Annotated in this window: 20 protein-coding genes; 10 read left to right on the top strand and 10 right to left on the bottom strand. The window is 68.4% G+C overall.

Annotated elements, in window-relative coordinates; translation table 11 throughout:
* Positions 1 to 2: 2 nt before the first annotated feature.
* From octT to ACFULV_RS15930, 9 genes are all read right to left on the bottom strand, one after another.
* A complete protein-coding gene (gene octT / locus ACFULV_RS15970; protein ID WP_378657175.1) occupies positions 3 to 1,703 on the bottom strand; it encodes a diglucosylglycerate octanoyltransferase in 1,701 nt (566 codons plus the stop codon).
* Positions 1,693 to 2,352: a histidine phosphatase family protein gene (locus tag ACFULV_RS15965; RefSeq protein WP_101463961.1), complete on the bottom strand. Its 660-nt coding sequence runs from the start codon at positions 2,350 to 2,352 to the stop codon at positions 1,693 to 1,695. The genes octT and ACFULV_RS15965 overlap by 11 nt, the downstream gene beginning before the upstream one ends.
* Positions 2,349 to 2,765, bottom strand: coding sequence for a ribosome silencing factor (gene rsfS, locus ACFULV_RS15960; protein ID WP_056821472.1), 417 nt, complete (start codon positions 2,763 to 2,765; stop codon positions 2,349 to 2,351). The genes ACFULV_RS15965 and rsfS overlap by 4 nt, the downstream gene beginning before the upstream one ends.
* A gap of 46 nt (positions 2,766 to 2,811) precedes the next feature.
* Entirely contained in the window at positions 2,812 to 3,453 is a 642-nt protein-coding gene (nadD, locus tag ACFULV_RS15955) for a nicotinate-nucleotide adenylyltransferase (protein ID WP_101463962.1), read from the bottom strand.
* A gap of 44 nt (positions 3,454 to 3,497) precedes the next feature.
* Positions 3,498 to 4,499, bottom strand: coding sequence for a hypothetical protein (locus ACFULV_RS15950; RefSeq protein WP_378657172.1), 1,002 nt, complete (start codon positions 4,497 to 4,499; stop codon positions 3,498 to 3,500).
* Between the two features lie 161 nt (positions 4,500 to 4,660).
* On the bottom strand, positions 4,661 to 5,002 hold the full coding sequence (locus tag ACFULV_RS15945; RefSeq protein ID WP_378637400.1) for an MmcQ/YjbR family DNA-binding protein: 342 nt from the start codon (positions 5,000 to 5,002) through the stop codon (positions 4,661 to 4,663).
* A gap of 11 nt (positions 5,003 to 5,013) precedes the next feature.
* The gene (locus tag ACFULV_RS15940; RefSeq protein ID WP_378657538.1) at positions 5,014 to 6,411 is read right to left on the bottom strand and encodes a VWA domain-containing protein; all 1,398 of its coding nucleotides are present in this window, start codon (positions 6,409 to 6,411) and stop codon (positions 5,014 to 5,016) included.
* The gene (locus tag ACFULV_RS15935) at positions 6,408 to 7,286 is read right to left on the bottom strand and encodes a MoxR family ATPase (protein WP_358071885.1); all 879 of its coding nucleotides are present in this window, start codon (positions 7,284 to 7,286) and stop codon (positions 6,408 to 6,410) included. The genes ACFULV_RS15940 and ACFULV_RS15935 overlap by 4 nt, the downstream gene beginning before the upstream one ends.
* Positions 7,283 to 8,548, bottom strand: a complete 1,266-nt coding sequence (locus tag ACFULV_RS15930) for a glutamate-5-semialdehyde dehydrogenase (RefSeq protein WP_378657170.1) — start codon at positions 8,546 to 8,548, stop codon at positions 7,283 to 7,285. The genes ACFULV_RS15935 and ACFULV_RS15930 overlap by 4 nt, the downstream gene beginning before the upstream one ends.
* Positions 8,549 to 8,702: 154 nt before the next feature.
* On the opposite strand from ACFULV_RS15930, the gene ACFULV_RS15925 reads away from it, so the two are divergent.
* Positions 8,703 to 9,578: a ribokinase gene (locus ACFULV_RS15925; protein WP_378657167.1), complete on the top strand. Its 876-nt coding sequence runs from the start codon at positions 8,703 to 8,705 to the stop codon at positions 9,576 to 9,578.
* A 19-nt stretch (positions 9,579 to 9,597) separates the two neighbouring features.
* On the opposite strand, the gene ACFULV_RS15920 is transcribed toward ACFULV_RS15925, so the two are convergent.
* The gene (locus ACFULV_RS15920) at positions 9,598 to 10,419 is read right to left on the bottom strand and encodes an LAGLIDADG family homing endonuclease (RefSeq protein ID WP_378657164.1); all 822 of its coding nucleotides are present in this window, start codon (positions 10,417 to 10,419) and stop codon (positions 9,598 to 9,600) included.
* A gap of 325 nt (positions 10,420 to 10,744) precedes the next feature.
* Here ACFULV_RS15920 and ACFULV_RS15915 point away from each other — a divergent pair, with 325 nt between their 5' ends.
* The 9 genes from ACFULV_RS15915 to ACFULV_RS15875 all read left to right on the top strand — a co-directional run bounded on the left by ACFULV_RS15915 (position 10,745) and on the right by ACFULV_RS15875 (position 21,272).
* Positions 10,745 to 12,868 carry a RecQ family ATP-dependent DNA helicase gene (locus ACFULV_RS15915; RefSeq protein WP_378657161.1) on the top strand — a complete coding sequence of 708 codons (2,124 nt, stop codon included), beginning with the start codon at positions 10,745 to 10,747 and terminating at the stop codon, positions 12,866 to 12,868.
* A gap of 145 nt (positions 12,869 to 13,013) precedes the next feature.
* The gene (locus ACFULV_RS15910) at positions 13,014 to 13,403 is read left to right on the top strand and encodes a hypothetical protein (RefSeq protein WP_378637387.1); all 390 of its coding nucleotides are present in this window, start codon (positions 13,014 to 13,016) and stop codon (positions 13,401 to 13,403) included.
* 217 nt (positions 13,404 to 13,620) lie between these two features.
* Positions 13,621 to 14,058: an EXLDI protein gene (locus tag ACFULV_RS15905; protein WP_378657159.1), complete on the top strand. Its 438-nt coding sequence runs from the start codon at positions 13,621 to 13,623 to the stop codon at positions 14,056 to 14,058.
* A 29-nt stretch (positions 14,059 to 14,087) separates the two neighbouring features.
* Positions 14,088 to 16,262 carry an MMPL family transporter gene (locus ACFULV_RS15900; protein WP_378657156.1) on the top strand — a complete coding sequence of 725 codons (2,175 nt, stop codon included), beginning with the start codon at positions 14,088 to 14,090 and terminating at the stop codon, positions 16,260 to 16,262.
* 63 nt (positions 16,263 to 16,325) lie between these two features.
* Positions 16,326 to 17,282 carry a non-homologous end-joining DNA ligase gene (gene ligD / locus ACFULV_RS15895; RefSeq protein ID WP_378637380.1) on the top strand — a complete coding sequence of 319 codons (957 nt, stop codon included), beginning with the start codon at positions 16,326 to 16,328 and terminating at the stop codon, positions 17,280 to 17,282.
* 154 nt (positions 17,283 to 17,436) lie between these two features.
* On the top strand, positions 17,437 to 18,387 hold the full coding sequence (locus ACFULV_RS15890) for a D-isomer specific 2-hydroxyacid dehydrogenase family protein (RefSeq protein ID WP_378637378.1): 951 nt from the start codon (positions 17,437 to 17,439) through the stop codon (positions 18,385 to 18,387).
* A 189-nt stretch (positions 18,388 to 18,576) separates the two neighbouring features.
* On the top strand, positions 18,577 to 19,308 hold the full coding sequence (locus ACFULV_RS15885) for an ESX secretion-associated protein EspG (protein WP_378637377.1): 732 nt from the start codon (positions 18,577 to 18,579) through the stop codon (positions 19,306 to 19,308).
* A gap of 36 nt (positions 19,309 to 19,344) precedes the next feature.
* Positions 19,345 to 19,719, top strand: a complete 375-nt coding sequence (locus ACFULV_RS15880) for a hypothetical protein (RefSeq protein WP_378637375.1) — start codon at positions 19,345 to 19,347, stop codon at positions 19,717 to 19,719.
* Entirely contained in the window at positions 19,716 to 21,272 is a 1,557-nt protein-coding gene (locus tag ACFULV_RS15875; protein ID WP_378657153.1) for a hypothetical protein, read from the top strand. The genes ACFULV_RS15880 and ACFULV_RS15875 overlap by 4 nt, the downstream gene beginning before the upstream one ends.
* The last annotated feature ends 390 nt before the right edge of the window (positions 21,273 to 21,662 follow it).

Genomic DNA, 21,662 nt, shown 5'->3' with positions numbered 1-21,662 from the left:
GCCTACCGGACCTCCTGCAGCGCCTTCGTCATCGCCGTCGCCACCGCCGCGTGCCCCGCCCAGCCCCAGTGGATGCCATCCGGGTTCGCCGATCCCGACTCGATGTCGTCGCGCACGGCCTCGCCGAGGTCGACGAGCGGCACCGACGTGCGACCCGACCATGCCTGCAATGCCTTGACCGCCCGCGCCCGGCCCCGGTGGACCCGCCCGTAGGCGTCGCACTTGTGGACCGACGGCAGCACCGCCACGACAGGCAGCTCCGGACGCAGATGGTTCAGCGCGGTCCGCGACTGCTCCAGGTAGTCCACACTCACCCTCGGCGGAAGGGCAACCGGGCGACCGAGTTTCGACAGCTTCGGCTGCAACCAGTTGTAGGACGCCCGCACGCCACGACGCAGACGCGGCGGACGGATGTAGCGAATCATCTCCCGCAGCGCGGTGGGCAGCGGGGACGGCAGCGTGTCCATGCCGCCGACGGCGAACACGACCGCCCCGGCGCGCGGCACCGCGGCCCACACGCGAGGGTCTCCGATCAGCGCCCAGTAGGCATCGCGACAGGTCCAGCCGATCCGGGCGATCAGCTCGACATCCCAATCCAGTTCCGCGGCAACCATATTCGGCCAGATCCGTGGGTCATCGGCGGGCAGCCCGCCCTTCGGCCCGTAGTAGGCGAGCGAGTCCGCGATCACGAGCAGCACTGGACGCGGTGCGGCCGACTCGACCGGTCTGGGCGACACGGCTTCCTCGACGAGCAGCGAACCGACCGTCTCCGCAACGACCGATCCACCGTGCGAGACAGCAGGATTCGCGGACGCCTCGACTGCGGGATCCGCGACAGGGGTTGCCGAAGATGTCAGCAGGCTGTCCGAGGTATCGAGGTCCACGTCCGGAAGTGCGGCGGGAGGATCGACCTGCGCGTCAGCAGAACCGGTTTCGACGGCGGCCGTCACCTCAGCCGAAGAAACTTCGGGCGAGGTAGTGGCGTCGACCTGAACCGGATCAGTCGCCTCCGGTCGGAGTGGTTGCGGCGCAGCCGTATCCGTAGATCCGGCGGCATCCACGATCGACTCGGCGACTGCCGGGTCATCGACGGACCGCTCCGTGGACTTCTCGCTGCCTGCATCCGAGACCGCATCCGCAGCAGCCGTGGCGATATCCGCAGTGGACTCGGCGATATCGGTCTGTGCAGCACCGGAATCCGCATCGCCGAGTTCGTCTGTCGAACCGTCATCTGCGACAACGTCCACCGATGCCGTAGCACCGGTAGTCTCACTGTCTGCTTCCTGCACAGCGGAACTGGATGCGACGTCGACAGCGCCGCCGGCGACCTCGGCATCGTCACCGATCGAGGTCACCGCACTAACACTGCCGTCTGGGGAAACATCGGCGGCCGGGGACCCGGAATCCGCTGTCCCCGAGCCGGACTCGACGGCGTCCGCCGCCGAGTCGTCCGGCTCGGGTTCTGCGACGACCGGCGGGGGCACCGGGCCGAACAGGGCATCGGGCAGCGATCGTGCGCTGCGCGCGGTGACCTGCTTGAAGAGCTCGTCCGGTACCGAACGGATCGGCTCCTCGCGCTCTGCGCGCGCGGGCCGAGCGGGTGGCGGACCGAATAGCGCGTCCGGCAATTGCCGTCCGGCTTTGGCCGTCACCTGCTGGAACATCTCATCAGGTACTGATCGGTCGGGCTCTTCATTGGACATCGGGAGCTACCTTCGCCGCTGCGTTCCACACATCGAGGCGCCAGCCGGGTCGATCGATGTCCGGGCCGTGGCTGGAAAGCTGCACCCAGCTGGTATTGGCCAGCCCACCCAGGGCAGGCCAGTTCTCCGGTGGCAGCTCCAGCAACGCGGCCGTCAGAGCAGCGATCAGCCCGCCGTGCGCAACCAGGATGATAGTCCGACCGGGCCAATCCTGCCGCTCGTTGTACAGTTCGCGCACCACAGGCAGGGACCGGGCACCCACCTCGAGCTTGCTCTCGCCGCCGGGCGGTGTGTAGGTGGCATCGAGACGCCACTGCACACGCGCGCCGGGGTAATCGGCGTCGACTTCGAGGTGGGTCAGGCCTTCCCAGTCGCCCAGGTTGGTTTCGCGCAGCCGCGGATCGGTGATGACAGGCAGATCGCTGATGTCACCGAGTGCCTGCGCGGTTTCCTTGGCGCGACGCAGATCGGAGGCGTGGATCGCGATGGCGTTGCGTGAACCCAGTTCGCGCGCGGCCTCTTTGGCCTGCTGGCGACCGAGTTCGGTGAGATCGGTATCGATCTGACCCTGCATCCGGTCGGCCGCGTTCCATTCGGTCTGCCCGTGCCGCAACAGGATCAGGTTGCGCACATGGGCGTACTTGCTCACTCGTTGATTCCCTCTACCTGCGCGTCGTCGTCCGCGGCCGGAGTCGGGAGTGCGGCGATGCCTTCGACGGGAACCGCCGGGCAGTCACGCCACAGGCGCTCGAGTGCGTAGAAGTTGCGCTCGTCGTTGTGCTGGACGTGCACGACGATATCGACGTAGTCGAGCAGCGCCCAGCGACCCTCACGGGTGCCTTCGCGACGGACCGGCTTGTGGCCGGCTTCGCGCAGCTTGTCCTCGATATTGTCGACGATCGCGTTGACCTGGCGCTCGTTGGGCGCCGACGCGATGACGAAGCAGTCGGTGATCACCAGCTGCTCGGAGACGTCGAGGACGACGACATCGGTGGCCAGCTTGTCGTCGGCGGCGAGTGCGGCGACCGTGGCCATCTCGATCGCTTCGGTAGAGGCACTCATACGGTCTCCTCCTGCGGGGTCAGACCCTCGCTCATGTGGCTCAACGTCAGCTACCTTCCGTTCCTGCGGGCACGTAGAGGTGCCGCTTCGATATGTACTGCACCACGCCGTCGGGGACGAGGTACCAGACCGGCCGACCCTCCGCGGCGCGGCGGCGGCATTCGCTCGACGAGATGGCCAGCGCGGGAATCTCGACCATCGTCACGGCGTCGGCGGGAAGGTCCCGCAAATGCTCCTCGAGATGATCGGTGTTCAGTTCGTAACCCGGTCGGCTCACCCCGACGAACTTCGCCAGTTCGAACAGTTCGGTCCAATCCTGCCATGTCAGGATGTTGGCCAGCGCGTCCGCACCGGTGATGAAGTACAGCTCCGCGTCGGGATGCGCGTTTTGCATCTCGCGCAGGGTGTCCACCGTGTAGGTGACCTTGTTGCGTTCGATGTCGGCCCGGCTGACGGAAAACCTCGGGTTGGACGCGGTGGCGATGACGGTCATCAGATAGCGATCCTCGGCGGGGCTGACCTGCTTGTTGACCTTCTGCCACGGCTGGCCGGTCGGCACGAAGATCACTTCGTCGAGCTCGAACCGGTTCGCGACCTCGCTCGCAGCGACCAGGTGGCCGTGGTGGATCGGGTCGAAGGTGCCGCCCATGACGCCGAGCTTGCGGCGCGGCCGAGCTGTTTCGTGCATGAGGTCTGAGCTTAATCCGGCCCGTGGGATCGGGGCGGACCGGACTACTCCGCGCCATCGCGGCGCTCGCGAGGTCCCGACGCCTGCGCGCACATCTGCGCGAACTGGGCACGGGTGCGTTTCAGCTCTTCGACGAGGTGCGCCGCGGGCTCGGCGGCTACCCGGCGGTCCAGCTCGGTCAACAACACATCGATCGTTACCCACCAAGGCCCACGCACACGCCCCTGCGGTCCGCGCAGTTGCAACCAGGCGGCGGCACGCAGGCAGCGGGCCCGCGGCACGATCTTGTCCTGTTCGCCCCACAGCCCCGCGGCGCGCAGGTAGCCGCCGAGCGCCTCGGTCTCCTGCCCACAGCACTCCCGGGCGACCGCGGCCGACCAGACCAGATCGGCATGGCGGCGGCGCAACGAGGGCGTACCGGCGATCAGCCGTGCCGCCTCGGTGAACTGCCAGGCGGCCTGGCGGTAGCGACCGACGTGGTTCAGCGATTCGGCGAACTGGGCGCGTACCAGCGCGAGCTCGGCAGGTGGGTAGCCGACGGGGCCGGTGAGCAGTGGTCGGTCGAAGGCGACCACCGCTTCGCCGTGCCGCCCCGCACGATGCCAGGCTCGGCCCGCGACCAGCCACAGGTGGACCCAGTCCGCACACGAGATCGGCTGCCAGCAGGCAGCGGCCGAGGCGGCGGCGCGGGCCACGTCGCGGTCACGGCCCGGCTGGGCGGCGACCGCGGTCACCAGCTGCGTGCGCATCGCGGCGAGTTCGCGCCCGGCCAGCTCACCCGCGCCGACAACCAGGGCCCGGCGCAGTTGCTCCTCCGCTGCCGCGGGAGCGTCCGTCAGCCGAGCGGCGGCGATGCCGGCCAGCCGCCGCGCCGCCCGCGCCCCTGAACCCGGCGCGAGAGGACGGGCATCCGCACCGAACGAACCTGCCGCGAGCGCCGTGGCCTGTCCTGCTCTGGCCGAACCCACCTCGAGGCCACCGGCAGGCGGAAGGTGAGGTTCTTCTTCTCCGAGCGCATCGTTCTCGTTCGCGAACGCATCGTTCACCGGACGGAGCTCGCCGACCGCGCGAGCGCACAGCCCGGCAGAACCATCACTGCATCCGATATCCGTCGATCGGATCGCTCGTCGTCGCGCGACGCCCCTGCCAGCATGGGCGTGATCTTGGTAGCCGTGCCATGTGAGCCGCTTAACGTCGGCTGAAGTACTCAGGCAGTGGGGCGCTTCGACTTCGGGAGCTTGGCGACGACCGCGTCGTAGGAGGCGTCGATCAATTCGCATAGTTCGTCGTCCGGCACCGCGCCGCCGACGCGGATGCTGTTCCAGCCGTAGCGGCCGATGTAGGCCGACACGGTGACGTCGTCGGGGTAGATGTCGACCAGCTCGTCGGCTTCGGTGCGGTCCCGCCCGCACTTGAGCCCGATCGACGTGCCCGCGCCGAGGAACGCGAAGACTTTGTCACCGACCTTGGCGACAGTGTCGCCCTCCCACGGCTCGTCTTCCCAGGCGCCCGGTTTGGCCAGGCAGTAAGCCAAGACGTCGACACTCATCGTCAGCTCCTTCAGACGGGCAACAATCGGGAGACCACCTCGGTGAGCTGCCGAGCTGATCGGCATTCGTGCATCTCGATCACCGAACCGTAGTCGCGCGCCGCTGAATCGCCTGTCCCCCACAGGTTCTTCGGTTCCGGATTCAGCCAGTGCGCGTGCCGGGCGGTGCCCACCAGTTCGCGCAGGGTGTCCAGCTGCGGGTTGCGGTAGTTGGTGCGGCCGTCGCCGAGAACCAGCAGTGAGCTGCGGCTGGTGACGGCCTCACCGAAGTTCTCGGCGAAGCTGGTCAGCGCGTAGCCGTAGTCGGAGTGCCCGTCGGCGTCGATGATGCGCGACTCGGTGAAGATCCGGGTCATCACATCGTCGAGACCCGCGTACGGCTCGAAAAAGCTCGTCACCTCGTCGGTGCGGTCGACGAACGCGAAGATCCGCACCCGGGAGAACTGCTCCCGCAGTGCGCTCACCAGCAACAGTGTGAAGTTGCTGAACCCGGCCACCGAGCCCGAGATATCGCACAGCAGCACCAGTTCCGGTCGACCGGGGCGCGGCTTGCGGTTCACCAGGTCGATCGGCACCCCACCGGTGGACATCGAGGCACGCAGAGTTTTGCGCAGATCGATTTCGCCGCGCCGCGCTCGTTTGCGCCGCACCGCCAGCCGGGAGGCCAGGATCCGGGCCAGCCGCTGGGTGCCGCGCCGCAGTTCGGTGAGCTCGCGTTCGGAAGCGCGCAGGAAGTCGGCGTCCTCGGCTTGGCGCGCGACACCGTAGGTCGCGACGCGTTCGCGGCCGATCTGCTCTGCCACGCGCCGATTGGTCTCGGCTTCCACGCTGGCCCGGAACCCCGCGATGCGTTCCCGCGCAACGCGGCGGGCAACCTCGGTGTCACGGTCGCTCGCGTCCGGTGGGAGGGACAGACCCGCGAGCACCTTGGCCAGCAAGGACTGGGGCGCCAGATCTTTGAGAGCCTGGTACGCGGAGAACGATGGTCCGCGCGCGGACTGGTACTGCCCGAGCTGCTCGACCACCTGTCCGGCCAGCATTTGTAACCGCTCGCCACCGTCCTCGGCGGCGAGCATTTCGGCGAGCTGCTCACGGAGGGCGGCCAGGTCGATCTGGCCGTCGGGGGTGCGTGGCAGGTCCGGGGTCTCGGCGGTGCGATCACCCACGGCAACGGGGAACCACAGATCGAACAAGCCGTCGAAGGTGGCGCGATGGGTGGGCCTGCGCAACAGCGCACAGGCCAGCCCCTCACGCACCGCTTCGCGATCGAGCAGATCCAGCACGGTGAGTACCCGGCCCGCGTCGACGGTTTCCGAGGGTCCCACCGGCACGCCACGGGCGCGGAGCGCACCGACGAAACCGGCGACGTGGCCGCCGATTCCGTGGGGTGCTGGCGCGGTCACGATCAGGCCAGTTTCAGCTCGGCCAGCGCGCGCTGGTGATCGCTGCGGTGCTTGAGCACCACGCCGAGCGTGGCGCGCACGGTCGCGTCGTCGAGGTCGGCGGCGCCCAGCGCGAGCAAGGTGTTGCCCCAGTCGATCGTTTCGGCGACCGAGGGCAGCTTCTTGAGTTGCATGCCGCGCAATACGTGCACGACCCGCACCAGTTGCTCGGCCACGGTGCTCGGAAGTTCCGGCACGCGGCTGGCCAGGATGCGGCGCTCGAGATCTTCGTCGGGGAAGTCCAAGTGCAGGTACAGGCAGCGGCGTTTGAGCGCCTCCGACAGTTCCCTGGTGGCGTTCGAGGTGAGCACCACGAACGGCTTGCGGGTGGCGGTGATGGTGCCCAGTTCGGGGACGGTCACCGCGAAATCGCTGAGCACTTCGAGCAGCAGACCCTCGATCTCGACGTCGGCCTTGTCGGTCTCGTCGATCAGCAGCACCGTCGGCTCGGTGCGGCGGATGGCAGTGAGCAACGGGCGCGAGAGCAGGAACTCCTCGGTGAAGACGTCGGCTTTGGTTTCGGCCCAATCGTTTTCACTCGACGCCTGGATCCGCAGGATCTGCTTGGCGTGATTCCACTCGTAGAGCGCGCGAGCCTCGTCGACGCCTTCGTAGCACTGCAGGCGGACCAGTTCGGCATCGGCGACCTGGGCTACCGCCCGCGAGAGTTCGGTCTTGCCGACACCGGCCGGGCCCTCGATGAGCAGCGGTTTGCCCAGCCGATCGGCAAGGAAGACCGAGGTGGCCGTTGCCTTGTCGGCCAGGTATCCGGTGGTGGCGAGCCGGGAGATGACATCGTCTACCGACGTGAAGATCGGTTCCTGTACGAGAGTCACGATCACACCGGCCGAGTCTGGCCGTCGCCCCACACGATCCACTTCGTGGAGGTGAGTTCGGGCAGTGCCATCGGGCCGCGGGCGTGCAGTTTCTGGGTGGAGATGCCGATCTCGGCGCCGAAACCGAACTGCTCACCATCGGTGAACGCGGTGGACGCGTTCACCATCACCGCTGCGGCGTCCACGCGGGCCGTGAACTCGCGAGCGGCGGCCAGATCGGCGGTGACGATGGCCTCGGTGTGGCCGGTCCCCCAGGTGTTGATGTGGTCGACGGCGGCATCGAGGTCGCCGACCACCTTCAGCGCGATATCGAGGGTGAGGTACTCCTCACCCCAGTCGGCATCGGTGGCCGGGACCTGACCGGGCAGGTCGCCGTGGATGGTGACGCCCGCGTCCTCGAGCGCCTTGCTGAGCCGCGGCAGCGCGGTCTCGGCGACGGCGGCGTCGATGAGTACGGTCTCGGCGGCGTTGCAGACGCTGGGTCGGCGGGTCTTGGCATTGAGCACGATGGCCTCGGCCATGTCCAGATCGGCGGCCGAGTGCACGTAGACGTGGCAGTTGCCGGTGCCGGTCTCGATCGTGGGCACCTGTGCGTCGCGGACCACGGCGTTGATCAGGCCCGCACCGCCGCGCGGGATCACCACGTCGACGAGACCGCGCGCCTGGATCAGGTGGGTGACGCTGGAGCGGTCGTTGCTGGGCAGCAGTTGCACGGCGTCGGCCGGAACGTCCTGGGCGACAAGGGCTTCGCGCAAGACCTCGACCAGTGCGGCGTTGGAGTTCGCCGCCGAGGACGACCCGCGCAGCAGCGCCGCGTTGCCCGATTTGAGAGCGAGACCGAACGCGTCGACGGTGACATTGGGCCGCGCCTCGTAGACCATGCCGACCACACCGAGCGGGACCCGGGTCTGGCGGATCTCGAGGCCGTTGGGCAGCGTGGAACCGCGCACGATGACACCCACCGGGTCGGGCAGGGTGGCGACCTGCCGCAGACCCGAGGCGATGCCGTCGATGCGGGCCTTGGTGAGCCGCAGCCGGTCGAGCAGATTCTCCTCGGTACCGGCGGCCTGCGCGGTCGCGATGTCCTCGGCGTTGGCCGCGAGTACGCGATCGGCGGCGGCGAGCAGGGCGTCGGCCGCCGCGTGCAGGGCGTCGTTCTTCTGCGCCGTGGTCAGCTGAGCCAGCACACGGGACGCGACGCGAGCCCTGCGGGCGGCGTCGTGCACCGCTGCGCGGATGTCCAGCTCGGGGGTCACTTCTACCGTCATGGATATCAGCCTACGCAGGCCGCCTCGCGCGCTCGACGCCACCCGGGACCCGGAATAGCCCTCCGACCGGCACCGGGACCGAGTTGTGCACAGGTTCGGCGACGCCGTCGACAAAGTTGTCCACAGCAACCCCGTCGCCGCTAGATTCGGCGTCATGGATCGCACCGGTTCGCCGACCGTCGTCGTGCTCGGCAGCGTCAACATGGACCTGGTCACGACGGTCCCGCGCAGGCCCGCGCCGGGTGAGACGGTGCTCGGGAGCGACTTCGCGACCGTGCCCGGCGGTAAGGGGGCGAACCAGGCGATCGCGGCCGCACGATCCGGGGCGCAGGTGCGATTTCTCGGGGCGATCGGCGACGACGCGTTCGGGACGGACCTGGCTGCCACACTGTCGGAGGCAGGCGTCGACATCACTTTGCTACGCAGGGTCGATGGCGCCAGCGGGATCGCCTCGATCGTTGTCGACGAGGCAGGCGAGAACAGCATCATCGTGGTGGCGGGGGCCAACGGGCGGGTGACCGATCTGACGGCAGCCGAACTCGCCGCGATCGCGCAAGCCGACATCCTGTTGTGCCAGTTGGAGATTCCGATCCACACGGTGCTCGCCGCAGCACAGCACGCCCGCGCGTCGGGCACCGTCGTCGCGCTCAACCCGTCCCCGTTTCAGCCCCTACCCGAGGAACTATGGGCGGCCGTCGACGTCGCGATCGTGAATTCCCTGGAGTCCGAGCAGTATTCGGACAAGCTGACGCACGTCGCGCATCTCGTGCGCACGCTCGGTGGGGACGGCGCGGTTTATCGCGACACCGACGGAAACGGGCGATCCGTAGGCGGTCGCACCGTCGAGGTCATCGACACGACGGGCGCGGGCGACGCGTTCACCGGCGCGCTGGTCGCAACCTGGGATCGGGGCGTGCCTACCGCGCTGAGCTGGGCCAATACCGCCGGAGCTCTGGCGACCACCCGATTCGGAGCGAGCTCGGCGATCCCCAATCGCGAAGAGATCGCGGCAGCGCTGCACGCCCAGTGACCGAACAAGCCCACCGCGATCAAGCTGCACCATTCCGCAATCGCCAGCGCCGCGCCGAAACACTGGAAACCGTGCGGCCCAGCAGTTCGGCCGCTTCCGCCGACCCATACTCCAATACGACGCTGTCGTCAGCTGCTGTCCACCGTTTCCGCAGGGCGCCGTAACGCCCAGCTCTCTCCGGCGGCGGGGACCAACAAGCAACGCGAGCTGCGGCGATGCGCTTACGCTCGACTCCTATGACATCAGGCGAGTACCACGTCCATGCCGCGAGCCGCGCGGCAGCGTGATTGAGGACCATCACGTTGGCAACGCCATCCCGCCGATTCGGACGACAGCTCCGCTCCACCCCGCAGACTTTTCGCACGGCGCGGCAGAAGAATTCCGCAGCTGAAGGGCTGGCGGTTACAAAGCTTACGAATGGCTCGCCCTTCCGGGTGAATCCGATGGAACCGTCACCATCCAAGAGTCCACGCAGGTAGTCGGCCTCCGAATATGGCGTCAGCGGCGGGCGAATCTCCGTAGCCTTGCGACCGACTGCAACCCCGAGCTCCGCGAACGCTCGCCTTGTGGCACGGTCATAAAACCGCAGCGTGGCGGTTTCCGAGTGAGCCGCGAAATTCGTCGCCCTGGTTCGATGACCAATCGATGAATAGCACGGAAGCGCTGCCGCTAGATGCGTCAGAACGCTCTCATCTCGGACAGCAAGCTCGAGCGAGATGCGCCCCTTCCCATTCAGATCTCCCTCGTGCGATCCATCGGTTTGGAGCAGGCCTATCGCATACGCGACTGCGGGTATTTCCGGGTTGAGTACTACTTCAACGACACCGGTACGGCTTGCCATACAAAATCCCCCGTTCGTTCCCCAACGCCCCTCGGATCAGATGCGGCAATGCTGCCATGCCAACGATGTTCCTTGGCGTGGAATGAAACTCGCGTTGATTCCGGGTCGATCGGGACACGGTCGTGTGTTGATTCATCGTCGGCAGAGGGTGCCCGCCACATCCGCGCCGACTAGCAGCAGCCCGACGACGAAGGCGTAGCCATGCGTTGATGCGAACCCGGCCGGCGCGCTGACCAGTAGGAGCGATAGCGCGACACGACCCTGCCGCGCCCCATCGTCTGTGTTGCCCATCGAACCTGTCGGAGGTGTACGGCACGATAGGCGCATGACCTCACCCGCAGGCAACGATGTGCTCGACCTGACGGCTCCTGACCTGCGCGAACGAGCCGAACAGCTGCTTCGCGAGCTCGCCGGACCCGACGCGCGGTTGCGGGAGGATCAGTGGATCGCGATCGAAGCGCTGGTGGTGCAGCGCAGGCGGGCGCTGGTCGTGCAGCGGACCGGGTGGGGTAAGTCGGCGGTGTACTTCATCGCGGCCAAGTTGCTGCGCGGGGCGGGGCGTGGGCCCACGGTGATCGTGTCGCCGTTGCTGGCGTTGATGCGCAACCAGGTGGCGGCCGCCGAGCGGGCCGGGGTGGTGGCGGCCACGATCAACTCGGGCAACGTCACCGAGTGGGACGAGATCCATCAGCAGGTGGCCGATGGTGCGGTCGACGTGCTGCTGGTGAGCCCGGAACGGTTGAACAACCCCGACTTTCGCGATCAGGTGCTGCCGCGCCTTGCTGCCGACGCCGGGCTCGTTGTCATCGATGAAGCGCACTGCGTGTCGGACTGGGGCCACGATTTCCGGCCCGACTACCGCCGCATCCGCACGCTGATCGCCGACCTCGGGTCGGAGGTGCCGGTCCTGGCGACCACCGCGACCGCCAACGACCGGGTGGTCACCGACGTGGCCGGACAGATCGGCACCGATACGTTGGTGCTGCGCGGCACGTTGGATCGTGAATCACTGCACCTGTCGGTGGTGCGGTTCGACGACGCGGTGCAGCGCACAGCGTGGCTGGGCGAACAGCTGCATCGGATGCCGGGCTCGGGCATCATCTACTGCCTCACGGTCGCGGCGGCCAACGATCTGGCCGACCTGCTGAATTCACACGGCCACACCGTCGCCGCCTATACCGGCCAGACCGACCCGGCCGAACGCGAGGTGCTCGAGGCCGCGCTGCTGAACAACGAGGTGAAGGCGTTGATCGCGACGTCGGCGCTGGGCATGGGTTTCGACAAACCGGATCTCGGATTCGTCGTGCACGTCGGTGCGCCGTCCTCGCCGATCGCCTACTACCAGCAGGTCGGTCGTGCGGGGCGCGGTACCGAACGAGCCGAGGTCGTTCTGCTGCCCGGCCCCGAGGACGCGCGGATCTGGAGCTACTTCGCCTCCGTCGCCTTCCCGCGTGAACACATCGTGCGCTCGGTGCTCGCCGCGCTGGACACCGACCGGGCGATGTCGACGGTGGCGCTCGAACCGCTCGTCGAGCTGAACCGATCGCGTCTCGAGATGGTGCTGAAGGTGCTCGACGTCGACGGCGCCGTGCGCCGGGTGCGCGGCGGCTGGCTCTCGACCGGCCAGGACTGGACCTACGACACCGAGCGCTACGAGGGCCTGGCCGCGGCACGCGACGCCGAACAACAGGCGATGATCGATTATCAGTCGACGGCGTCGTGCCGGATGACCTTCCTGCGCCGCCAGCTCGACGACCCCGGCCTGGACGGGCTCGCGACCGCGGATCTCGATTGCGGACGCTGCGACAACTGCACCGGCACCCGTGCCGACACCACCGTCGACGACGCCGCGATCGCCGCCACCCGAGCCCGTCTCGACCGTCCGGGCCTCGACCTGGCCCCCCGCAAACAGTGGCCGAGCGGCATGGCGAAATTGGGAATCCCGTTGTCGGGCAAGATCTCCGGCGGTGCCGAGACCGGCCGCGTGCTCGGCCGACTCACCGACCTGGGCTGGGGCATGCGGCTGCGCGCCCTGCTCGACGCCCCCGACGCACCGGTCCCCGACGCGGTCTTCGACGCCTGCGTCGCGGTACTGCGCGACTGGACCTGGACCACCCGTCCCACCTCGGTGCTGGCTCTCGAATCCCCCCGATACCCCCAGCTCACCACCAGTCTCGCCGAACGCCTGGCCCAGATCGGCCGACTCGACAACCTCGGCACCCTCCGCACCAGACCCGACCGTCCCCCGGTCTCGGCGGCGAACTCCGCCCATCGGGTCGCCGGGCTGTTCGACTCCTGGGAGATCCCCGACCTCTCCGGGGTCGACGGACCGATCCTGCTCGTCGACACCCTCACCGACACCGGCTGGACCATGACCGTCGCCGCCCACGCCCTGCGCACCAGCGGCGCCGACGCGGTCCTCCCCTTCGCCCTGGCCACCCCGACCTGACCCGGCCCGAGCGACCCGACGCCGAGGATGGGCGGCCGGGTCGCCGCTCGGGGCCGCGAACACGCGCGCCCGGCGCGCCGAAAACACCGCCCAACACGCCGCCCAGATTGTGGGCACCCATCACCACCAGTGCTTGAATGCGCCTATGACCAGGACCACATTTGCTCGAACCCTGATGGCCGTTGCCGCGGGCTGTGCGGCCGGATTCACCCTCTTGACCGTTCCCGCCCAGGCGTCGAACGAGAACCCGCTCGACTGCGCCGGCGTCCCCGGCGCCCAGGCCGCCGCCGACCGCGAGAGCGCGATCCGCGGCATCGCCATCACTCCGCTGTGCTTCAGCGGCGGCCTCTACAGCGGCGTCCACGCCGGCATCCCCCTGGCGGTGCTCAATCCGTTGACGATGCCGGGCACCGCGAGCGTGTGCGTCGCCGAACGCGAAACCGTCGAGGCGGCAGCGAGATTCGAATGGACCGACCGGGTTCACGTGATGCCGATGTGCATCCAGAATCGGGCGTTCGGCGTCTACGAGCTGTAGTTCCGCCCCGCACGCAGCGGTCCGCACGGAGTCGATCCGTGCGGACTTTTTTTGCCTCTTGCTCTATACGTATACATCTACTTATAGTGAGTCGGACGGAACGAGTACTGCTACCGCACAACTGAACACAGACCCACAACGACGGCCCGGAACACAGGGCACGCCGCTCGTATACCCATGCCCACATGCGCACTGCCTTATCGAATCGGAGCAATCGATGACCATCGAACCCGCGTACGACACCGCCGTAGACACCACCGAGCCGAACACCGACAGCGACGGCTTCGCCCCGGTCCTCGTCAAGGTCGGTCCAGGAGGCGGCCGCACCCAGCGCTTCACCGGCCGACAGGTCGGCCAGTCACGCCGGGTAACCCGCAAGGCCATCGAAACGGTCCGCGTCTACCTGACCCGCAAGGGCAACTTCCTGGTGCACAAGCAGACCTCCGCATGGTCGGACTACAACGAGCTCGGCGACTGGACCGTGGACTGGAAGAACTGGCGCTCGATCCTCGGCAAGGGCGAGCAGAGCTGGGGCGACTACACCACCGAGGTGGTCGATTCGGTCGACGCGCTGCGCCCACTGGTCTCCCCGAAGGTGCACCTGATGATCGTCGACCGCGTCCAGCACCCGCGCAACCACGACCTCGACATCTGACCGGCCGGGCCGGGAAAGGACCTACCAACATGTTCGCCAGACTGGGACGCGTCGTCGTCCACCATCCCTGGAAAGTGATCGGGCTGTGGGTGCTCGCGATCGTCGCCGTGTTGTCGACGGCGCCGACGCTCACCGCGACGACCGACCAATCCGAGTTCCTGCCTTCGCATTACGAGTCGATCCAGGCGATGAAGTTGCAGGAGCAAGCATTTCCGCAGTATTCCGCCCCCGCCGCGCTCATCGTGATGGTCCGCGCGGACGGCGCGGCACTCACCGATGACGACTCGACTACGGTCAACGCGGCAGCGGCAGCGCTCACCGCACGCAATATCAAGGGGGTCACCGGCATTCAGGTGACACCACCGTCGGAGAATCGCCTGGTTCAGGTCGTCGCGGTGCAGATGACCAAGCTCACCGACGCCGCCGACAAGACGCAGGGCGAGGCGGTGAAGAGCCTGCGCGAACAGCTGAAGGAACAGGTGCGTGACACCGGGTTGAAGGCAGGCATCACCGGCACGGCGGCACAGACTCTCGATCAGACCGAGGAGGGCGAAAAGGGCATGGCGATCATCGGCATCGCCACGATCGTGCTGATCCTGGTGCTGCTGCTGATCATCTTCCGCAGCCCGGTCATCGCCCTGCTGCCGGTGCTCACCATCGGCGCGATCTCGAGCACCGTCAGCGGCCTGATCGCCATGGCGGCCAAGGCATTCGACCTCGACATCGACACCTCGATCAGCGCCATCCTGCTGGTCGTACTGTTCGGCGTCGGCACCGACTACATCCTGTTCCTGATGTTCCGCTACCGGGAACGGCTGCGAGCGGGCGACGATCCCAAGACCGCGATGATCAACGCTGTGGCCCGCGTCGGTGAGGCCATCACCTCGGCGGCAGCCGCCGTGATCATCGCGTTCATGGCGCTGACCCTGTCGAGCCTCGGCATGTTCCGGGCGATGGGCCCCGCGCTGGCGATCGCCGTCGCGGTGGCGCTGCTGGCCGGTCTCACGCTGGTACCCGCGATCGTCTCCCTGCTGGGCACCAAGGTGTTCTGGCCGTCGAAGGCGTGGCAGGTCGAGCCGAGAGGCGCACGGTTCGGCGCGATCGGCGCGGCGATGGGCAGGCGGCCCGGCGTGTTCGCCGTCGCCTCCGGCGCAGTGCTGGTGGCGCTCGGGGTGTTCGCGGTCGGCTTCAACCCGACCTTCGATCTGAGCTCGGGTTCCACCTCCGACGCCTCCGAGTCGGTGGTCTTCACCACCGAGCTGCTCAAGGGGATGCCCGCGGGCGCCACGCAGCCCTCCGACGTGCTGCTGCACTCGCCCGGCGGACCGCTGGGCGAGGACCAGCTCACGGCCTACCGAACGGCGTTGACCCAGGTCGAGGGCGTCGGGCAGGTCGGGCAGGCGCAATTGTCACCGGACCGCACGATCGCGAACTTCCAGGTGACGCTGGCCAACGCACCGGAATCCGATGCCGCGCTCGACACGGTGGCCGGTCCGCTGCGTACGGTCGCCCACCAAGCGGCGCCCGCGGGGGCCACGGCGGCGGTCGGCGGCATGACCGCGGTGTTCGTGGACTTCAAGGACGCGATGAACCACGACTACGCGATCGTTTTCCCGGTGGCCGCGATCCTGATCATGCTCGTGCTGGCGCTGCTGCTGCGCAGTCTCGTCGCACCGTGGTACCTGATGGCCTCGGTGTTCCTCGGCTTCGCCGCGACCTTGGGCGCGACGGTGCTGGTGTTCCAGCAGATCCAGGGCGAGAACGGCCTGATCTTCACGCTGCCGGTGATCATGTACCTGTTCGTCGTCGCGCTGGGCACCGACTACAACATCCTGATGGTCGCCCGGTTGCGAGAGGAAGCCCGCGAGGGGCACACGCCACGCGAAGCGGCGGCGCTGGCCGTGCGGCACACCGGGCCGACCGTCGCGGCGGCCGGACTGATCCTGGCGGGCACCTTCGCCTCGATGATGCTGGCGGGCAACAGCACTCTGTCGCAGATGGGCTTCGCCATCTCGGTGGGCATCGCGATCGCCGCGTTCGTGATGGCGCTGTTCTTCACTCCCGCGGTGACCGCGCTGCTCGGGCGGCGCGCGTGGTGGCCCGGCCACGGTGGTGACAGCGACGCGGACGCGAAGTCCCGCTGGGCAGAGCACTCCTACGCCGAGAGCTACTACACCCCACCGACGGAGCACAGCCGCTGGTAACGGCCACACCGACGCAGGCTCGCTCCCCAGTGGGGGCGGGCCTGCTCGTCTATCGTTGGGCGGGTGGCCAAGTCTGCGGCGCCTGCGGTCGAACTACCGGTGGGTGAGCACACGGTGCGGGTCAGCAATCCCGACCGGGTGTATTTCCCCGAGCTCGGCGTGACCAAGCTCGACCTCGCGCAGTACTACCTGAGCGTCGGGGACGGGATCGTCAACGCCCTGCGGGATCGGCCCTGCATGCTGCACCGATTCCCCAAGGGACTGCCGGGCGGAAAGGTGCACCAGAAGCGGGTGCCCGCGGGCGCGCCGGACTGGCTCCCGACCGTGCGCGTGTATTTTCCGCGCTACGGCAGGCATGCCGACGAGCTCTGCGTGCACGAGCTCGCCGATGTGATCTGGGCTGTGCAGATGTCCACCGTGGAGTTCCATCCCTGGAATTCGCGGGCCTCCGATACCGAGTCGCCCGACGAATGGCGCATCGACCTCGATCCGATGCCCGACTGCCCGTGGTCGCGGGTGCAGCGGGTGGCCGGGGTGGTGCACGAGGTGCTCGACGAGCTCGGCGCGGTCGGCTGGCCGAAGACCTCCGGTGGGTCCGGACTGCACGTGTACGTGCGGATCGCGCCGGAGTACGGGTTTCAGGAGGTTCGCCGGGCCGCGCTCGCGTTCGCGCAGGAGATCGAACGGCGTGCGCCCGAGGATGTCACCACGGCCTGGTGGCGCAAGGACCGCGATCCCGCGCAGCTGTTCGTCGACTACAACCAGAACGCACGCGACCACACCATCGCCGCCGCCTACTCCGTGCGCGGCGTGCCGGAGGCCACCGTGTCGACCCCGGTTCGCTGGACCGAGATCGACGACATCGTGCCCCGCGACTTCACCATCCAGACCGTGCCTGCCCGCTATGCCGAACTCGGCGACCTACAGGCCGACATGGACAACGCCGTCTTCGATATCGCGCCCCTGCTGGAACTGGCCGACCGGCACGGCGTCGAGGAACTCGTCGACCTCGACGAATAGTGAGCAGTCCCGGACCACTTCGCGAGACCGGGAGGGTGCGGGGGCGCCGTCGACAGCGACGAGGAAGAATCAGAGTCCGGTACCGCGTGCGGTGCCCAGGACAGCGCTCGAGCCGCAGTGCGGCACCGGCAGCCGATCGACCCAGGAGGTCTCTGTGCAGGAATCCGCGACCACGATCGCGATCGCCCCGGATCAGCCGGCGCCGCGCTTGCTCGAGAAAGCGGTCGTCGGAGCGGGCGCTCGGGTCGGTGAGCTGGCGGAGGCCGACGCACTGATCTGGACCGGCAAACCCAGCGATTTTCCGGCGACCCTGCCGTCGTCGGTGCGCTGGGCGCAGTTGCCCGCCGCGGGGATCGAGGACTTCTTCGACGCGGGCGTGTTCACCGCGCATCCGGAGGTGGTGTTCACCTCCGCGGCAGGGGCGTTCTCGCACAGTGTCGCCGAACACGCGCTGATGCTGTTGCTGGCCGGTGTGCGGTACCTGCCCGAACAGTTGCGGGCGACGTCGTGGCAGCAGCGGGAGTTCTTCCCGCACGTCGGATCGTTGCGAGGCAAGACCGTGACGATCGTCGGCGCCGGCGGGATCGGTCGCGCGCTGATCCCGATGCTGGCGCCGCTGGGCGCCCATGTGATCGCGGTGAACCGGTCGGGACGTCCGGTGACCGGGCCCGGCATTCCCGCCGATGTCGAGACGGTGCCGACCGATCAGCTCGCACGGGTGTGGTCGCACACCGATCATGTGGTGGTCGCGGCACCGGCGACGGCACAGACCCGCCACCTCATCGGCGCCGACGAACTGTCCAGGCTCAAGCCGTCGTCGTGGGTGATCAATGTGGCCCGTGGCAGCCTGATCGACACCGATGCGCTGGTGGACGCGCTGACCGGTGGGGTGATCGGAGGCGCCGGACTCGACGTCACCGACCCGGAACCGCTGCCCGACGGGCACCCGCTGTGGACACTGCCGAACGCGATCATCACCCCGCACGATTCGAACCCACCGCAGTTGCGGTTGGCGGCGTTCGCCGATCATGTCGGCGCGAATGTGGCGCGGTTCGTCGCGGGCGAGCCGCTGGACGCGATCATCGACACCGCGCGCGGTTACTGAGAGGTCCGACCGCCCATGCCGCGATCGTAGAAGGGTTCTGCCGACCTCGACGTCCACCGAAATATTCATCCGTGGTACGCGGAGCGGGAAAAGATTCCGTTCGGAGGTATGAGGCTCGATCGGCACGCCGGAATCGGACAGCGCGGGTTAGGCTGTCCTCGTCCTGGTTCGGTAAGGATGGGATCGGCAATGGGATGGACCTTCACCGCTGACGAATTCGCGCACGTCTGGCGGGAATCGGGTCAGGATCGCATGCCGTTTCCGCTGCGCGTGCTCGAGTCGCCGCGCACCGAGAACGACGCGGCCCGATTGCGCGCGGGACTCGACGATCGACTACGCGGGGGCGACCCCGACCTCGCCGCCTGTCTGCGGATCATCGCCGAACCGCACGCCAGGATCGTGCTGGTCGGCGGCGCCCATACTCCCGGCAGCGAAATCCGGCTACTGGCCTGCGCGGTCTACGACCACGCGGTCCTGGTAGTGCAGGAACCCAGTACCCGGCCCGATTACGGTGGCAGCGTACGTGTTTCGATCGGGCACACCGCGGGAATCGGCGCACGCGTCACCGCCTGCCTGCCCGATACCCCACCCGGACGCGAACCCGCGCGCGAGGCCGCGACCGACGCGGTGCGCGACGAGGAAACCGTGCTCGCGACCCATCCCGCCGTGCCGCGCATCCAGCGATTATTGCGCAGACCGCACACCGCCGAGGGCCACATCCGCATCGAAACCGGGCTCGACCGTCCGGTGCCGAACCCGCCGGTGCACTACAGCTGGATCGACGTGGCCAACGACGGCCGCTACCTGCTGCGAGCGGGCGAAACCGTGCACGTCGTGCCCGCATCCACTGGGCAACTGGCCGCGCAATTGCAGCGCAGATTGGTGCCGGCGCACAGTTCGCACAGCAGAAGGTCCGGCTAACCTGGACTCCACCGCATCATCTGGAGGGGAGACGCGATGACGATCGAGAGCAGCAGAGCCGAGATCTCCCGGTTCCGCAGCGCCGCCGTGGCGGGGACACTGACATTCGACCCCGATGCCGCGCGCCGGTGCGCCGACCTCTACGAACAGCAGGCCGAGCATCTCGCCCAGCTGCGACAGGGGCTCGAGAACGCTGCCGAGGCAGAGGGATTCGGCGGCTTCGTCTCCGCCCAGCAGTTGCAGGCGGGCTTCGCGCACAAGGCACGCGACGCCGCCGAACTGCTCGATCGCTACATCGAGGCGGCCTACCGGATGAAAGAGGCGTTCCTGCTCAGCGCGGGCCTCTACGAGGAAGCCGATGCCGCCGCGGCCGCCGCCCTGCGCGCCGTCGATACGAGGGTGCGCGGATGAGCACCGACCCCACCTACATCAGTGCGATGGAACATTTCGAATCCATGCCGCACGAACAGATCTACACGCGCGCCCAGCAGATCGACGCCGGTGCCATCCTCGGCGCATCGATGACCTGGCTGGAGACCGCCACCACCCTCACCACCTCGATGCCGCTGACCAAATCCGGCGCCGACCGGGTGATCAACGACACCGGCTGGTCCGGCGCCGCCGCCGATGCCGCCGCCGCGAGCACCCGCAGCTTCGCCGCCTCCATCGACGAACTGGCCGCGGTGATGGCCGAGGTCGGCGCCCGCCTCGGCGGTGTAGCCGCGGCCGCCGAAGCCGTGAAGCTGGCCGTCGTGGCGCCGGGCGGTTCAGGCCCGATCGGGGCGATCGCCCGCCTGCTGGAGAGCGCGCAGGTGATCGACGCGCAGATGGCGGCCGAGGCGCTACGCCAAGAAGCTGTCCTGGCGATGAACATGATCTACAAGCCGGCGTATTCGCTTGCCGGAACGGGTGTCCCAGCACTGCCCCTCGCACCAGGGGAGACCGAATCGCCTTCGGGCCGAGGCGGTTCACCCTCGCCGGGCAACGGGTCGACCCCCAGCCCCGGTACGAGCCCCTCCGCGCCACAAGGCAATTCGCCGGAATCGCCCCAGGAATCGGAATCTGGCGCGGAGCCCGGTGATGCACCGGCACCCGGCGCCACCGTGACACCAGGCGAAGACCCCGCACCATCGGAAAGCCCTGCGCCCCAAGGCCAGAGCCCCACTCCACAGCCTCCGTCGCCTGAAACCCCCGCCCCCAGTTCCGAAGCGCCGGCGCCTTCGACCGAGGCGCCCGCACCCACCACCGAGCCGCCAGCGCCGTCTACCGAAGCACCCGCGCCGCCCACCGCCGAAGCGCCCGCTCCCACGACCGAGCCCCCAGCGCTGCCTGCCGAAACACCTACGCCCACTTCCGAAGCGCCCGCACCGCCAACCGAGGCACCAGCGCCGTCTACCGAAGCCGCACCCACTTCAGAAGCGCCGGCGCCGCCAACCGAACAGCCGGCTCCGCAAACTCAGGGCCCGACAATTCCGCCGACGAGTTCCCCCAACGAGGCACCCGCACCGTCTACCGGAGCGCCCGCTCCCACGACCGAGCCGCCTGCACCCACCACCGAAGCGCCAGCGCCATCGACCGAACAACCCGCTCCACAGAGCCAAGGCCCGACCGTTCCGCCGACGAGTGCGCCCAGCGAGGCACCCGCTCCCCTGCCCACTCAGCCGAATCAGCTACCGACACAGCAGGATTCGAATCCACCGGCGCCGAAGCCCCCCACCGTGGAAACCCCGCGGCCGACCGAAGCCCCCGCACCGACCTCGGAACAACCAGCCTCACCGGCACCACCCGGTCGCCAAGCGCCACAACCACTTCCGCTGCCAGGTATGCCCGACATGTCCGACCCAGGCGGTCAGCCCGGCGTCACCGGCCCGGTTCCCGGATCCGACGTGTCACCGTCACAGCCCGCCACACCCAAGTCGCCGCCCCCCGAAACCGATCAGCCAGGAGTAGTCCCGCCGCGGTAGATCACCGTCACCGGTACGTCAGCGAGCCCCCTCCCCGGAGTACCCAGGACCTCCCAGCCACCCACAAACCCCAGGCCAGCCATCCCCGCTGACCACCGACGCCCAGGGCCGGCCACCCGCATCACCAGCCATCCCCACATATTTTGACCGACCACCGCGCTACCAGCCACACCCGCCACCATGCGCCGACCACCAGCCACACCCTCACACCTCGGGACGACCACCCGCCCCACCAGCCACACCGTGGTCAAACTCCGAATCCGCCATGACCGCACTCCCACCCCCGCACCCGCGACCCTTAGGGAGCGGCGGCCACGAAGTGGCCGGTCCGCGGCCGGGCCGCCGGTCAGGCGCCGGTGCGTAGGCGACGAAGGAGCAAGCACCGGTGCC

Source organism: Nocardia sp. NPDC057272, from assembly GCF_042668615.1.
Classification (GTDB): Bacteria; Actinomycetota; Actinomycetes; order Mycobacteriales; family Mycobacteriaceae; genus Nocardia.
Note: the sequence above shows the minus strand (reverse complement) of the source record. Positions and strands in the feature narration are given on the sequence as shown.

What these genes read in the sequence shown, in the direction of transcription:
- octT (WP_378657175.1), bottom strand. Translation starts at nt 1,703, where the DNA reads ATGTCCAATGAAGAGCCCGACCGATCAGTACCTGATGAGATGTTCCAG.
- rsfS (WP_056821472.1), bottom strand. Translation starts at nt 2,765, where the DNA reads ATGAGTGCCTCTACCGAAGCGATCGAGATGGCCACGGTCGCCGCACTC.
- nadD (WP_101463962.1), bottom strand. Translation starts at nt 3,453, where the DNA reads ATGCACGAAACAGCTCGGCCGCGCCGCAAGCTCGGCGTCATGGGCGGC.
- ACFULV_RS15945 (WP_378637400.1), bottom strand. Translation starts at nt 5,002, where the DNA reads ATGAGTGTCGACGTCTTGGCTTACTGCCTGGCCAAACCGGGCGCCTGG.
- ACFULV_RS15930 (WP_378657170.1), bottom strand. Translation starts at nt 8,548, where the DNA reads ATGACGGTAGAAGTGACCCCCGAGCTGGACATCCGCGCAGCGGTGCAC.
- ACFULV_RS15925 (WP_378657167.1), top strand. Translation starts at nt 8,703, where the DNA reads ATGGATCGCACCGGTTCGCCGACCGTCGTCGTGCTCGGCAGCGTCAAC.
- ACFULV_RS15920 (WP_378657164.1), bottom strand. Translation starts at nt 10,419, where the DNA reads ATGGCAAGCCGTACCGGTGTCGTTGAAGTAGTACTCAACCCGGAAATA.
- ACFULV_RS15915 (WP_378657161.1), top strand. Translation starts at nt 10,745, where the DNA reads ATGACCTCACCCGCAGGCAACGATGTGCTCGACCTGACGGCTCCTGAC.
- ACFULV_RS15910 (WP_378637387.1), top strand. Translation starts at nt 13,014, where the DNA reads ATGACCAGGACCACATTTGCTCGAACCCTGATGGCCGTTGCCGCGGGC.
- ACFULV_RS15905 (WP_378657159.1), top strand. Translation starts at nt 13,621, where the DNA reads ATGACCATCGAACCCGCGTACGACACCGCCGTAGACACCACCGAGCCG.
- ACFULV_RS15900 (WP_378657156.1), top strand. Translation starts at nt 14,088, where the DNA reads ATGTTCGCCAGACTGGGACGCGTCGTCGTCCACCATCCCTGGAAAGTG.
- ACFULV_RS15885 (WP_378637377.1), top strand. Translation starts at nt 18,577, where the DNA reads ATGGGATGGACCTTCACCGCTGACGAATTCGCGCACGTCTGGCGGGAA.
- ACFULV_RS15880 (WP_378637375.1), top strand. Translation starts at nt 19,345, where the DNA reads ATGACGATCGAGAGCAGCAGAGCCGAGATCTCCCGGTTCCGCAGCGCC.
- ACFULV_RS15875 (WP_378657153.1), top strand. Translation starts at nt 19,716, where the DNA reads ATGAGCACCGACCCCACCTACATCAGTGCGATGGAACATTTCGAATCC.